At 27.7% G+C, this 13,528-nt stretch carries 15 protein-coding genes; 3 read left to right on the forward strand and 12 right to left on the reverse strand.

Annotated elements, in window-relative coordinates; translation table 11 throughout:
• Positions 1 to 344 precede the first annotated feature (344 nt).
• The 8 genes from HF850_RS09820 to HF850_RS09855 form a co-directional block, all read right to left on the reverse strand.
• Positions 345 to 1,286, reverse strand: coding sequence for an immunoglobulin-like domain-containing protein (locus HF850_RS09820; RefSeq protein WP_169105264.1), 942 nt, complete (start codon positions 1,284 to 1,286; stop codon positions 345 to 347).
• 173 nt (positions 1,287 to 1,459) lie between these two features.
• Positions 1,460 to 1,939, reverse strand: coding sequence for an NUDIX hydrolase (locus HF850_RS09825; RefSeq protein WP_169105265.1), 480 nt, complete (start codon positions 1,937 to 1,939; stop codon positions 1,460 to 1,462).
• Between the two features lie 125 nt (positions 1,940 to 2,064).
• On the reverse strand, positions 2,065 to 2,952 hold the full coding sequence (locus HF850_RS09830) for a cation diffusion facilitator family transporter (RefSeq protein ID WP_169105266.1): 888 nt from the start codon (positions 2,950 to 2,952) through the stop codon (positions 2,065 to 2,067).
• Between the two features lie 234 nt (positions 2,953 to 3,186).
• Positions 3,187 to 3,690: a preQ(1) synthase gene (gene queF, locus HF850_RS09835; protein ID WP_169105267.1), complete on the reverse strand. Its 504-nt coding sequence runs from the start codon at positions 3,688 to 3,690 to the stop codon at positions 3,187 to 3,189.
• A 195-nt stretch (positions 3,691 to 3,885) separates the two neighbouring features.
• On the reverse strand, positions 3,886 to 4,542 hold the full coding sequence (gene queC, locus HF850_RS09840) for a 7-cyano-7-deazaguanine synthase QueC (RefSeq protein WP_169105297.1): 657 nt from the start codon (positions 4,540 to 4,542) through the stop codon (positions 3,886 to 3,888).
• 71 nt (positions 4,543 to 4,613) lie between these two features.
• Entirely contained in the window at positions 4,614 to 5,219 is a 606-nt protein-coding gene (gene folE / locus HF850_RS09845; RefSeq protein WP_206151643.1) for a GTP cyclohydrolase I FolE, read from the reverse strand.
• A gap of 28 nt (positions 5,220 to 5,247) precedes the next feature.
• Positions 5,248 to 5,916, reverse strand: a complete 669-nt coding sequence (queE, locus tag HF850_RS09850) for a putative 7-carboxy-7-deazaguanine synthase QueE (RefSeq protein WP_169105268.1) — start codon at positions 5,914 to 5,916, stop codon at positions 5,248 to 5,250.
• A gap of 63 nt (positions 5,917 to 5,979) precedes the next feature.
• Positions 5,980 to 6,408, reverse strand: coding sequence for a 6-carboxytetrahydropterin synthase (locus tag HF850_RS09855; protein WP_169105269.1), 429 nt, complete (start codon positions 6,406 to 6,408; stop codon positions 5,980 to 5,982).
• Positions 6,409 to 6,850: 442 nt separating this feature from the next.
• Between HF850_RS09855 and HF850_RS09860 the strand changes: the two genes are divergently transcribed.
• A complete protein-coding gene (locus HF850_RS09860; protein WP_169105270.1) occupies positions 6,851 to 7,717 on the forward strand; it encodes a DUF1189 domain-containing protein in 867 nt (288 codons plus the stop codon).
• 154 nt (positions 7,718 to 7,871) lie between these two features.
• On the opposite strand, the gene HF850_RS09865 is transcribed toward HF850_RS09860, so the two are convergent.
• Positions 7,872 to 8,591, reverse strand: coding sequence for a SprT family zinc-dependent metalloprotease (locus HF850_RS09865; RefSeq protein WP_169105271.1), 720 nt, complete (start codon positions 8,589 to 8,591; stop codon positions 7,872 to 7,874).
• Positions 8,592 to 8,809: 218 nt separating this feature from the next.
• On the opposite strand from HF850_RS09865, the gene HF850_RS09870 reads away from it, so the two are divergent.
• Entirely contained in the window at positions 8,810 to 9,388 is a 579-nt protein-coding gene (locus tag HF850_RS09870; protein WP_169105272.1) for a DNRLRE domain-containing protein, read from the forward strand.
• Between the two features lie 140 nt (positions 9,389 to 9,528).
• Here HF850_RS09870 and HF850_RS09875 read toward each other — a convergent pair whose 3' ends face one another.
• Together HF850_RS09875 and HF850_RS09880 are read right to left on the reverse strand one after the other, a co-directional pair.
• The gene (locus HF850_RS09875; protein ID WP_169105273.1) at positions 9,529 to 11,544 is read right to left on the reverse strand and encodes a TetM/TetW/TetO/TetS family tetracycline resistance ribosomal protection protein; all 2,016 of its coding nucleotides are present in this window, start codon (positions 11,542 to 11,544) and stop codon (positions 9,529 to 9,531) included.
• A 203-nt stretch (positions 11,545 to 11,747) separates the two neighbouring features.
• The gene (locus tag HF850_RS09880; RefSeq protein ID WP_169105274.1) at positions 11,748 to 12,680 is read right to left on the reverse strand and encodes a ribonuclease Z; all 933 of its coding nucleotides are present in this window, start codon (positions 12,678 to 12,680) and stop codon (positions 11,748 to 11,750) included.
• A gap of 314 nt (positions 12,681 to 12,994) precedes the next feature.
• Here HF850_RS09880 and HF850_RS09885 point away from each other — a divergent pair, with 314 nt between their 5' ends.
• Positions 12,995 to 13,150, forward strand: a complete 156-nt coding sequence (locus HF850_RS09885; protein WP_169105275.1) for a hypothetical protein — start codon at positions 12,995 to 12,997, stop codon at positions 13,148 to 13,150.
• A gap of 67 nt (positions 13,151 to 13,217) precedes the next feature.
• Here the strand turns inward: HF850_RS09885 and HF850_RS09890 are convergent, their stop codons facing one another.
• On the reverse strand, positions 13,218 to 13,448 hold the full coding sequence (locus HF850_RS09890) for a hypothetical protein (RefSeq protein WP_169105276.1): 231 nt from the start codon (positions 13,446 to 13,448) through the stop codon (positions 13,218 to 13,220).
• Between the last annotated feature and the right edge of the window lie 80 nt (positions 13,449 to 13,528).

Below are 13,528 nucleotides of genomic sequence, written 5' to 3' on the forward strand. Positions count from 1 at the left end.
CTTTCCTATTCTGTTTGCAAATTCTCCTATTGAGTAATATTTCACAACTTATCACCTCAATAAGATTATATCATAAACAGAAATATATTTTTATATATTTTTATAGATTATTTTTAACAGTTAAAAGCCTTCCATAAATGTTATTATTATCTGCATTAATTAACTTTATTCTTAAATGTTTCATCCTAATTATAAGCAAAGCAAAAAAACCCCTGTATTTTTCATACATAAGGCTTTTTATGTTAATTTTATTTTTTTTGAGCATATAATTATAGTTCAAACACATCCCATTGAATACTTAAATTATATAATCTTAAATATTTTAAAGCACCTAAACATAATTATTACTTCGATAGTCTAAAGTATCCATACACAGTATTACCGTCTATATTTTTACCTATTCGATATTTCCCTTCTTGAAGTTTTTCACTAATATCGCTTATTTTGATTAATCCTTTCCAGCTTTCTCCTGGCATAAGCTTATAATTAACTTTTGAAATATCAGTATTTTTCATTCTTACAGGCTTATAATCAGAATCAACATACTTTTCTATCCAATATCCTTCAGTAAAGCTCATCTCTTCATTAGAATTATTACTTATGACAAAAGGAATCTCTTTAACTTCATTAAGACTATACTTATTCTTAGAAGTCTGTATTTTAGTATTTTGCTCTAATTCACAAATAGTGTTATTTTGTCCTGTTATCTTAAAATCACCATATGCATATTCTCCGTTGATTTTAATTCCTATTTTATAAGACCCAGAGGATAACCCCTTATTTAAATGGGAAATATTTATTATAATTGCGTTTGATGAATATGGTCCTAATTCAAATTCTTCTTCCATATCACCACTTATGAAATCCTTTTCTTGTTTTAACTCATTTAAGTTATTGTCAAAAATCGAAAAATCATCCGTGTATTGTATCTTTTGATCTGTATTGTTTATAATCTTTACAGAAATATTATTATCGTCCCCATTATATTCTGCCTTATCTGTTGATATTACGACCCTGTTATCTCCTGTCTTATCCCAAATTCCATCTCTATCTATATAGTATCCATTTACAGACATATTAGATGCCAATGATACATCTGAATTTAGATAATACCATTTACCACTCTCATTAACCCATCCAGTACATAGACTTCCATTTCTATAATAACTCCAATGGTCACTAGTTTTTTCCCATCCACTAAATACAGCAGAGTAAGCTTTAACTCCTGAAAACATTGAAGTTCCTAATATTAAAGCCAGCCCAAGAGCTATTTTTCTTTTTTTCATCTTAAACTCTCCTAATCTATACTTAATATGTTTATTAGTGCTTCTTTTAATTATATAAAATAATTCTTTCATACAATAATACAACTAAAATACGTAATTGTGGTACCAAATATAAATTTCGGCAATTTATTTTTATATCCCACTATTTATTTCTAATAATATGACTTTTATCATCATATATATCTTTCCTTATATATTTCATAAGGCCTTGTGGAATATACTCTATATTTAACTTGTCCATTAAATTCCAACATATGTCTTGCTCTATCTACAAACCAAGGTTCTCTTATAGTTTCTAATACTTTTTCCTTAGGAAACCATCTTACATCAGTACTTTCATCACTACATCTAAGATTTCCTCCACATGCCTTTCCTATAAAATCAAATATAACCTTAGTTGGAACAAAAGTCTTATTGTCCCATCCCATATATGATTTAGTGTTGGAATATACTCCTGCAAGACATATAACTTTAATCTCAATGCCAGATTCTTCTAATACCTCTCTTGTAACTCCTTCAATTAAGTCTTCACCATTCTCTACTTGCCCTCCTGGGAACTCCCATCCCCTATGTGGATTTTTAACTAAAAGTACCTCATCATTATCATTAGTAACAAGTGCTCCTGCTGCAACTATATGCGTTGGAAATACCATATTAATCCCCCACTTTTTAATTGAAAGTTTATAATTTTATTATATAAATTTTAAATAGTATATTCAACTTCACACTAGAAAAACCTAAGCTACAAATTAATTTTGCTGCTCAGGTTTATATATAATCAATCTATATCCTTTTTATTTAAATTATAGGGATTTACATGGACCATACAGTGCTTTACATCTGTATTTTTTTCTATTTCACTGTGAACTTTTGCCGCTATATCATGTCCTTCTTTTACAGTAACATCAGGATTTACTGAAATATCAACATCTACATAAAGTCTGCTCGAATGCTGGCGTGTCTTTAAACAGTCTACTTTTATGACTCCATTAATACTAAGTATTTTATCGTAAATATCCTTAACAGTTTCATCACTTGCTGAGGTATCTATAAGCTGTACTATGCTCTGCCTGCATATTTCATATGATACCTTTATTATTATTATGCATATTATAACTGCAACTAATGGATCAAGTATTGGATACCCCATTCTTGCACCAATAATTCCAATCAAAGCCCCTATTGAAGATAATGAGTCTGATCTATGATGCCATGCATCTGCCTTTAATGACTGACTGTTATACTTTTTTGCATATTTTATAGTATAAAAATACATCCATTCTTTTGCTAATATTGAAACAACTGATGCAAAAATTGCTAAGACTCCAGGAATAGTATAATTATTTATAATTATGTTCTTGACCCCAGAATATCCTATGCCTACTGCTACTAAAAAAAGTATTATAGATAAAAATAATGATGATATATTTTCAATTTTCTCATGTCCATAAGGATGTCCTGCATCAGCTTCCTTACTTGAAAGCTTAAGACCTACAATTACTCCTATAGTTGTAAAAACATCTGACATTGAATGCATTCCATCTGCAATAACAGCTGTACTTGAAGCTATTATGCCACAGATAATCTTACCTATTCCAAGTACTAGATTTCCTATAATAGTATTTCTGCTTACTTTAATACCTATCATTAATCGTTCATCACTCATTTAAATCATCCCCTTATTCTCAATTGAATATATACTTTTAAAAATATTATATTCAGAACATATTATTTGGTGCCTATTTATAATAATATAAGTTTATCAGAATTATTTTCAATTGATAATTTATTTCAACATAAATACCCGTACTAAATAATTAGTACGGGTATTAGGGAGTAAATATAAGTATCTTCACTAATAAATATATTCACATTCTGACTTTTTATAACTCATATAAAATTATCTATTATCAACTTTTTCTGGATACATATCATGATTCATCATTCTGTAGTTTGCCATTTCTTCAAACTTAGTTCCCTTCATTCCATAATTACAATATGGATCTATGCTTATGCCTCCTCTTGGAGTAAACTTACCCCATACTTCTATGTATTTAGGATCCATAAGCTTTATTAAATCCTTCATTATTATATTCATGCAGTCTTCATGGAAATCCCCATGATTTCTAAAGCTGAATAGGTAAAGCTTAAGAGATTTACTTTCTACCATTTTTATATTTGGTATATAGCTTATATATATTGTTGCAAAATCTGGCTGACCTGTTATTGGACATAAGCTTGTAAATTCAGGACAGTTGAATTTTACAAAATAGTCGTTATCTGGATGTTTATTTTCAAATGTTTCAAGTACTTCTGGATTATATCCATAATCATATTTTGTACCTTGATTACCTAACAATGTTATTCCTTCTAATTCTTTTGATTTTCTTCCGCTTTCACTCATTACTTTATCTCCATTTCTTCATTAAAGTTCTAATTTCACTCTTATTTTTCATTTATCTAATAAGATTCTTTTATTAAATTTATTTTTCACTTAAATATATATTTCTACTTACTTTATCAAGATCACATTTATAATTCATATACCTTTTCTTTTGTAAAACTATCCTATAGTTAAAAGTTTTCTATACTCTACTTCTTATTTATTTTCTTTAGATTTTAAATATTTCTCTAAACCTCTTTTTCTTAATTTGCATGCTGGACATTCTCCACATCCATCTCCTATTATTCCGTTATAGCATGTAAGAGTCTTATTTCTTACATAATCTAATCTTCCAAATCTATCTGCCATTTCCCAAGTTTCAGCTTTATCTATCCACATTAAAGGAGTATCTATTACAAAAGTATTATCCATTGCAAGATTTAAAGTTACATTTAAAGATTTTATAAATATATCTCTACAGTCTGGATATCCGCTGAAGTCTGTTTCACATACTCCTGTTACTATATGTTTTGCTCCTTTTACCTTTGCAAGTACTCCAGCAAAAGTTAAGAAAAGCATATTTCTTCCTTCAACAAATGTTGATGGAGGTGCTCCGTTTTCGCCCATTTCTATTTGAATATCATCTCTTGTAAGAGCATTAGGTGCAAGCTGATTTAAAAGCTCCATATCTAAAATATGATGTTCAACACCTAATTCTTCAGCTATAGCTTTAGCACATTCTATTTCCTGCTTATGTCTTTGATTATAATTAAATGTCACTGCTATAACCTCTTCAAACTTTTCAAGTGCCCAGAATAAGCATGTTGTTGAATCCTGACCTCCTGAAAAAACTACTACTGCTTTTTCTTTTATTTTGCTCATTTATAAATCTCCCTTCGAAATTTATTAATTAACAAATATATATATACGTATATATATTTGCATTAATTATTTATTAATAAAATTGCTTCCTGTCTTAATGCATTGTCCTCTTTAAATATACCTGTAAATGTAGTGGTATAAGTTTTTGTTCCTGTCTTCTTTATTCCCCTTGCTGTCATACAGCTATGTTCACCACTTATTACTACTCCAATATCTTCACTTTCAGTAACAATACTTAATATTTCTGCAATATCACTACCTATACGCTCCTGAAGCTGAAGTCTCTTTCCTACCATATCCGCAATTCTTGCTATTTTGCTTAATCCTATTATCTTTTTATTTGGCCTATATACTACATTAACCTTCATATTATACATAAGAGCCATATGATGCTCACAGTAGCTATGTATCTCTATATCCCTGACTACAACAAGATTCTTATTATCCTTTGTAAATGAATCTTCATCTTCAAATGTAGTATTAAACATATCTGCTATTTCTCTATTTGTATAATTCATTCCTTCAAATACTTCTTCATACATCTTTGCAACTCTCTTTGGAGTATCCTTAAGTCCCTCACGTTCTGGATCATCTCCTAAGGCTACAAGGATTTCTCTTATACATCTTTGTATAGTTTCAGTATCTATTTTTTTCTTCAACTCTTCCATAGTAACACCTCATTTTATAGTACGTATTTTAAACGCCTTTTTTATCCTTGTCCCAGATTATTTTATGAAGCTGTACTTGAAGCCTTACCTTATTCATATTCTTTTCTTTCATAAACTCAACAATATACTCCATATCGATACTCCCAAATACAGGACTTAAATAAACTAAACATTTAGAAGTCAAGTCATACTCAGTTATTATTTCATAAGCCTTCTGTAAATCTTCCTTGCTTCCAACTACGAATTTATATACATCATTTTTTGAAACCAAATTAAGATTTTCCATATCCATCTTTTCAGTCATATTGCTTGAAGGAAGCTTAAAATCAACTATATAACTTATATTATCACCTTTAATAGCTTCTTTAAAATTACTTATATTTATAGCACCATTTGTTTCTATATGAACTGTAAGTTCATCATCATTGCTTAAAATCTCCAATAATTCTTCTATATTTTCCTGTATTAATGGTTCACCACCAGTTAATGTAACATTAGAAACTCTATTACTCTTTATATAATTATAAATTTCATCACTACTTAGCTTTTCTGTAATATCATTCTTTGACCATGAATACTTTGTATCACACCATGAACATCTTAAATTGCACCCTTGAAATCTAATAAAAGTAGCAAGTTCACCAGCTGTTGGCCCTTCTCCATCTATTGATAAAAACTTTTCTATAATATTAAACATCTGTTTTCTTCCAATCTAAATATTATTTTTGCTTTAATATAAACCATTCTTTAGATATCTTTTCTAATCTTCAGTGTAAATGCAACTGTTATTTGGAGTTTCAAATAATTCCACTTCAATTACTGGAAGTCCCATGTTCTTAAGTCTATTGAATATATCACGTGACATCTCCTCAGCAGTAACTCTATAATCTACTAATACCATATCAAAATCATTTGGAAGTTCTTTAAGCTTTTCATATACTTTTCTTCCATCTTCATTATTTTCAATAACAAGCTTGTGATCAAAGGCATCCTCTATTACCTTTAATGCTTTTTTAAAATTGCCGAAGTCATCAACCATTCCTCTAGTCTGACCATCTTTATGTAATTCCTTGCTTCCTATTGTTGCTATAAGTCTATATCTATGCCCATGTATATTAGAGCATTTTCCTTCATATCCACTTAAATAATGTGCTGTATCAAATTGTACTTCGCTTTTTAATTTAAACATATTCTACGTCCTTCCTTTTTAGATAACAGTCATAAATTAACATTTTATCCTTGTCTATTTCTAATAAACAAAAAACTTCTAACTTTAAATTAACTAATATAGACCCAATTAATTTAAAGCTAGAAGCTCCTATAATTTAAAATATAATTAATTTCATTTATTAATAATTTTGTTAATAAAAAAAGTTTGTTTTTAATAAGACACCTTATAAAACAAACTACAACTTACAAATATTAATATATTAAATAATTAAATAGCCTAGTTTTATTTAAAGACAGGATGGTCTAAATGAACTGTCCAATATTTAATTCTTTTACATAATATCATAATTTTACTCGTATATCAACAAAAAAATATATTCCATTTTCATAATTTATTTTTATGTGATATAATTAGACCTAAGATTTGAATAAAAAATACATGCATTTAAGGAGGTCTTTCTTTGAAGAAAAGAATGGGAATTGTACATAAATTTGCATATAGCTTTTATGACTTTTCTGCTTATAAAGAATTTTTAATACAAGGATTAGGAAAAGCTATTTTTTATATTTTTCTTGTGACTATAGCTTTTTCAACTTTGAGCAATATAAGAACTGTTTCTCAATTTAATGATGATATATCTAGAATAGAAAATAAATTCAATAAAGAATCGCCAGACTTTGAATATAAAGATGGAAAACTTACTATGGATTATGATGGTCCTATTTATTACAAATATACTGGTGACTCACCTATTCTTTCAGTTTTTATAAATGATACATTAATTAATGGAAATCTTATTGTTGATACAAGTGGTAAAACTGATGCTTCAGCTTTAGATTCTTATTCAAAAGGTACATATGTAGATTCGGATTCTGTTACTATAAAAACTGGAGATAATGATATTACTACAAAAAAATTAAAAGATTTATTCAATACAGATATAGTAAATTCAAATGATATTACAATTGATAAAGCTACAATTTTATCATCATTTCATCTATTAAATGAAATTTTTGATATTAGTATGTATATTAGTTATCCAATAGTATCATTTTTAAGTAGTCTGTGTGCCGCATTTTTTATCTTAGGACCTTTAACTATTATATTTAGTAAAAATTTAAATATAAATTTAACATATAAAAATGCATGCACAATAAGTCTTTATGCTATGACAATGCCTTTATTATTAGAATCATTATCTACAATATCTGGTTTATACATTCCAGAATTTGAATTAATATTTTATATAATAGCGCTTATATATTGTTTCTTTGCATTAAAGAATATAAAAAAATCAAATAATACAAAAATAAATGCCCTATTATAAAATATAAAATTTATCCAATATATGAAAATATATTGGATTTTTTTTACATAAAAAACACTTAGATTAGTTTTAATAACTTTAGAAGAAACCATATATTATATAGGAATGCTATAACACTCCTTTTGCATTATTTATTATTCTCCATTTTTAAAGATTATATGTAAAAATTCATACCATTTTTTCTAAGGTATTCATGTTTTTCTCTATAATCAGGCATTATTTCAGCCACTCTGTTCCAAAAGTCTTTTGAATGATTTTTATAGTCAAAGTGACACATTTCATGAACAACTATGTATTCTACTACATCTTCTCTAGCCATAGAACATCTCCAATTAAAAAGAATTGCATTTTTATATGTACAGCTAGCCCATCTCCTCTTCTGCTCTTTTACTTTCACTTCTGTTACCTTATCCTTAAATTTATTCTCATGTTTTTTTATTTTTTTGAGTACTATTTCCATAGTCTTTGACCTATACCATTTTTCCAATTCTTTTTTTATTTTTTCTTTATCCTCTGTATTTGCTTTTATAACAAACTTTCCTTCACTCTCATTAAAACTCACTTTCATATGTTTCAACGAATAATCATAAATCAATTGAAGAGGATATTCCTTGCCTAAAAATAAAAATGTACTTCCATCTTTTATTTCGCGAATCACTTTTTCATTCATTTTCTTAATTACTTTTTCTCTTGTTTCCAAAATCCATTTTCCTTTTTTTAAAACAATATCAGAAATATACTGTTCGTTTACATTAATAGGTGCTACTACTTTTACGTCTCCATTAGTATCTATTTGTATAGATATTGTTTTTCTTTTTCGCTTTTCAATAGTATATTTTATTACAGTTCCTGCATATTCTGTTTTATATATCATATTTTTCTCCTAATTTTCTATATTGTATCTCCTTAATCAGATTATATAACAATTAAATTCCTATCCTTATTCACTAAATATATTTGTTATTATAAATATATTTAAAAATTTTCATTTATCCTTAATTTTACAGTAATATTATTTATATTTAAATATATATTTAGATTAAGGAAGTAATTTAATATTTGATTTTCAACAAAGAAAGGAAGTTGATTCTATTGAGTTCTATTATTAAAATCAAACCATTAAGTACTACTTATGTAGATAGTGGCCATGCCAATCAAAACTTCTGTGAAAACAGAAACATTTTTGCTGGTAGTTTTCATAAGTCTGCATGTAGTTCAGTTATGTTCAAATCTTTAATTAACTTTGATTTAAAAGACTTAAATTCTCATGACCTTTCAAATATATACTTATGTCTTTATGTAAAAGATATCAATTCGGATACAAGCTATTATAGCAATAGTATTCTATCAATTTACAAAAACCTTGAACCATTTAACAATTCAAATGTAACCTGGAATTCTTCGCCTTGTAGCGATTATCCTATCCACTTTACCATAGACCCTAGCAACGTAGGTAAATATATAAAAATAAATATAACTTCAATAGTTGAAAGTTGGCTTAAGAATAATGATAATTACGGAATATCAATAGAAGCAAATAACTACTATTCTTCCTTAATAAAATTTGCTTCCCTAAACTCTGACAAACCACCTTTATTATATACCCAAAATATGGACATAAACTATGAATACAATAATTATAATACTCTTGTAAATCATAGCTGCCGCTAAAGTTTAAACTTTTTAAGTAAATATAAATTCTACTTTTTTAATTTTAGCATCTTTCTTTACTGTGATTTTTTTAGTATTAGATTTTAATTATATATTTAAATAAGAACTAATATTACAAAAGATATTAGTTCTTATTTATTTTAAAGAATTTTTTCCGCATGCATTGCTTCATCTGCATCCTGCCACTTTACAATATATCCTTTTCCATGAGAACAAAATACTGAATTTGAAGTATACATAATATCTGAATCCTTATTATAATTTCTCTTCTCTATCACTTCCTCAGTATTATGACATAAATCATATCCATCATAAATGAAAGATATAGACCCTTTTCCTTTAGTAAATGCTATAACTTCCATTGAATAATCCATAAATGTTGAAACTGGACCTCTTCCTTTTATTTTGACACTTCCATTTTCATTCTCAGGAGTTTCAAAAGTCCCAGAAAGCTTCTGAATATCACTAAGCACTCTTCCTATATGCTCTTCTGTAACATTAATCTCAAATTTATAATATGGTTCTAATAAAATATTATTCGCTTTCTCAAGGCCTTGTCTTAAAGCTCTAAATGTAGCTTCTCTAAAATCTCCTCCACATGTATGTTTAAGATGGGCCCTTCCATTTAAAAGAGTTATCCTTACATCAGTCAAGCTTGACCCTGTAATAAGACCATTATGCTCTCTTTCAAAAATATGAGTTTTAACTAGATTTTGATACCCTGGTGCAAGATTGTCTACATGACATTTATTTTCGAATGTTATTCCACTATTCCTCTTTCCAGGTTCAATCATCAGATGTACCTCTGCATAATGTCTAAGTGGTTCAAAATGCCCATATCCAAATGTAGGTTCAGTTATAGTCTCTTTATAAAGAATTTCACACGGTCCAAATTCCACATCCATGTTAAATCTTTCTTTAACTATTTCTTTAAGAACTTCAAGTTGGATTTTTCCCATAATATGTACATGTATTTCTGATAATTCTTCACTCCATGTAACATTTAATGCTGGATCTTCACTTTCAAGAATTCTGAAATTCCTCAAAACATCCTTAACATTATAAGACTTATCATATATTACTTTAGATACCAATGTAGGAACCATTTCATATTGATTTCTCATTTTAAGTTCACCAAGCATATCTCCTGGAATTGCATTTGTGATACCTGTAAGTGCCACAAGTTCACCACATTCACCTTTATCTGTAACAGTAAATTTACTTCCATTATATATTCTTAGTGAATTTACTTTTTCGCATATTTTACTTTCATCACTTTCACCATAAGTTATCTCATCTTTAACTTTTATATTACCTTGTAAGACTTTAATAAATGTTAGTCTATTTCCATTTTCATCATATCTTATTTTATATACATATCCTTTAAAGTCTTCTTCATTTGTTTCATCTGATTCTTTATAATCTGTATAAGTTATTTCATCCAGTCCATATAAGAATTCGACTACACCTTTATCCTGAAGTGCACTTCCTTTAAAGCATGGAAAAATCTTATTTTCTTTTACTAATTCTTTAAATTTTTTTCTCCATAAATCTTCATCATAATTACCTTCAAAATACTTCTCTAAAAGTTCATCATCATATTCACTTATATATTCAACTAATTTATCATCAAATTCAATATTATTTTCATGGATATTTCCGCTATCTACTTCACATAATCCATTTTTAATATGAACATATACTGCATTTTCATTAAGTTCTTTCCTTATTTCTTTAATAACTCTGTCTGTATCAGCATTTTCTCTATCTATTTTATTTACAAAAATTATAGTCGGAACTTTATATTTTCTTAAAAGATTCCAAACTGTCTTAGTATGACCTTGTACTCCTTCTACTGCACTTATTATAATTACAGCATAATCCATTATACCTATTGCTCTCTCCATTTCTGTACTAAAATCTACATGTCCTGGAGTATCAATAAGATAATAAGTAGAACCATTAAACTTAAATATTCCTTGATCCTGAAAAACAGTTATTCCTCTTTCTCGTTCTATGCTATGACTATCTAAAAATGTATCTTTATGGTCTACTCTTCCACGCTTTCTTATAGCCTGGGTATGATATAAAATTGCTTCTGAAACTGTAGTTTTTCCCGCATCCACATGAGCAAGTACTCCTATTGTCTTCTTCATAATTAAGTTTCTCCTCATATAATTTATTATTTTTTAATTAATCTTATTATATTAATCATGTATTATAACCTTATTTTTTCTTATAAAATAATTATTTTATTATAATCTATAATTTAGTCTTATTTAAAAATTATATCATATAAATCCATATATAATCTTTTAAATAAATACTTAGTTAACTATACAAATCACATTATGAAGTACTATTCATTTTCTTCTGTAAAATTTAAGTTTAATTCATATCTATCATAGGCTATTTCAGAATTTTTAAATTCTTCTAAAGCATTTTCTATAAATTCTTCTGGATTCCCCATAGCTGTACCAAAATGAGTTAAAAGAAGTTTTTTCACATTCCCTCTCTCTGCAAGTACTGCTGCTTCTCTAAATGTCATATGTTTATTTTTTTCAGCTTTTACAATATCGTCATCATCTCCATATGTACCCTCACACACAAATAAATCGCTGCCATATATAAAGTCTGCTATAGATGAAATGGGTCTAGAATCGGTAATATATGATATCTTTATCCCCTTCCTCTCTTCTCCAAGAATCATTTCTCTATAATATGTTTTTCCTTCATACTCTATTTTTTCTTCCTTCTTCTGCAATCTTGACCATAGTAATTTAGGTACATTATTTTTTATAGCACTTTCAACATTAAATTTTGGAGTCCTTTTAATATTAAAATTATATCCTATACATGGTGATGAATGTTCAAGTATACATGTATTAATTTCAACCTCTCCATTTATAAAACCGTTGTTTAGAACAATAGTATCTTTAGGATTTTCAATTATATTTACTTCATAAGGTAGATATTCAGCTATGGTTCTTAACCCTTCTACAACTCTTGTTATACCTTCAGGTCCTATTATTGTTAATGGCTCTGTTCTTCCACTATTACCAATGGTTCCAAGTAATCCTGGAAGGCCCACAATATGATCTCCATGAACATGAGTTATACAAATTACATCTAATGTTTTAAATCCACAATTAGAAATTCTCATTGATACCTGTGTTCCTTCTCCACAATCTATCAATATCTTCCTTCCTTTATAGCTTATTAAACCTGCACTTAAAAATCTTGTAGGCATAGGCATGCCTCCTCCAGTTCCAAGAATTAAAAAATCTATCATATTCTACCTCTCTACTATATTTATTTGAATTACCTTTGCATAATCAATCATTATGCTTTTTCAAGCAAAAAATTCTTTGCTCTCATTTTCTTTCAACAATATAAAAATATCTTTTATCTTTAATTTTTTTGGATATATTAAAATATCACATTTCCATTATAATATAAAATATTATATGCATATTATGATATTTTATTTTATATAAGCACATTTCCAAAAGTGGCAACACATTTAATTGTAATTATTTGGACATAATTATTTTATTATTTTTACACATAATATATTTGTATTACAAATTAAGGAGATGATATAATATGCAAAACAATAATAGAAGAGATTATTCAAAAGAAAATTACTTAAGAAATGGTAGCAAAACCCAAAACCAATATGCTAAGAATTCTATAAACACAAGCATTGAAGAACCAGGAATTAATGAAAGTGGAATTGAAGCTAAAAAACGCGGATTTTAATTTCTCACTGTAGTAATTACAAAAAAACATCTAACATATATATTAGATGTTTTTAACAATTAATATTTTAGCTCTCAAGGAGATTTAATATTTCTGTCACTGTACTTTTTACTTCTGTTGGAAGTTTATCCAGTGCTTTCTGTCTCTGATTCTCATTATTAATCTGAGCTATCTTAAGTACTTGCTGCTGAAGTCCTGGTATACTATTTAGTTTTGAAACTGCTTCATTAAACTTATTTGCAAAGACCGGGTCCTGCATCTTCAATTGAAGTTTCATGATTAGCTGATATGCATTCATCTAATAGGCCTCCATAAAAACCTTAATTCTACTTTATAATATTCAGCAATAACAATAATGTTTACAAAAAGACTGCCTCA

It is taken from the genome of Clostridium sp. SM-530-WT-3G, assembly GCF_012843905.1.
Classification (GTDB): Bacteria; Bacillota; Clostridia; order Clostridiales; family Clostridiaceae; genus Clostridium.

What these genes read in the sequence shown, in the direction of transcription:
- folE (WP_206151643.1), bottom strand. Translation starts at nt 5,219, where the DNA reads ATGGAAGAGTTGAAGAAAAAAATAGATACTGAAACTATACAAAGATGT.
- HF850_RS09830 (WP_169105266.1), bottom strand. Translation starts at nt 2,952, where the DNA reads ATGAGTGATGAACGATTAATGATAGGTATTAAAGTAAGCAGAAATACT.
- queE (WP_169105268.1), bottom strand. Translation starts at nt 5,916, where the DNA reads ATGTTTAATATTATAGAAAAGTTTTTATCAATAGATGGAGAAGGGCCA.
- HF850_RS09890 (WP_169105276.1), bottom strand. Translation starts at nt 13,448, where the DNA reads ATGAATGCATATCAGCTAATCATGAAACTTCAATTGAAGATGCAGGAC.
- HF850_RS09880 (WP_169105274.1), bottom strand. Translation starts at nt 12,680, where the DNA reads ATGATAGATTTTTTAATTCTTGGAACTGGAGGAGGCATGCCTATGCCT.
- HF850_RS09855 (WP_169105269.1), bottom strand. Translation starts at nt 6,408, where the DNA reads ATGTTTAAATTAAAAAGCGAAGTACAATTTGATACAGCACATTATTTA.
- queF (WP_169105267.1), bottom strand. Translation starts at nt 3,690, where the DNA reads ATGAGTGAAAGCGGAAGAAAATCAAAAGAATTAGAAGGAATAACATTG.
- HF850_RS09825 (WP_169105265.1), bottom strand. Translation starts at nt 1,939, where the DNA reads ATGGTATTTCCAACGCATATAGTTGCAGCAGGAGCACTTGTTACTAAT.
- HF850_RS09820 (WP_169105264.1), bottom strand. Translation starts at nt 1,286, where the DNA reads ATGAAAAAAAGAAAAATAGCTCTTGGGCTGGCTTTAATATTAGGAACT.
- HF850_RS09865 (WP_169105271.1), bottom strand. Translation starts at nt 8,591, where the DNA reads ATGATATATAAAACAGAATATGCAGGAACTGTAATAAAATATACTATT.
- HF850_RS09885 (WP_169105275.1), top strand. Translation starts at nt 12,995, where the DNA reads ATGCAAAACAATAATAGAAGAGATTATTCAAAAGAAAATTACTTAAGA.
- HF850_RS09875 (WP_169105273.1), bottom strand. Translation starts at nt 11,544, where the DNA reads ATGAAGAAGACAATAGGAGTACTTGCTCATGTGGATGCGGGAAAAACT.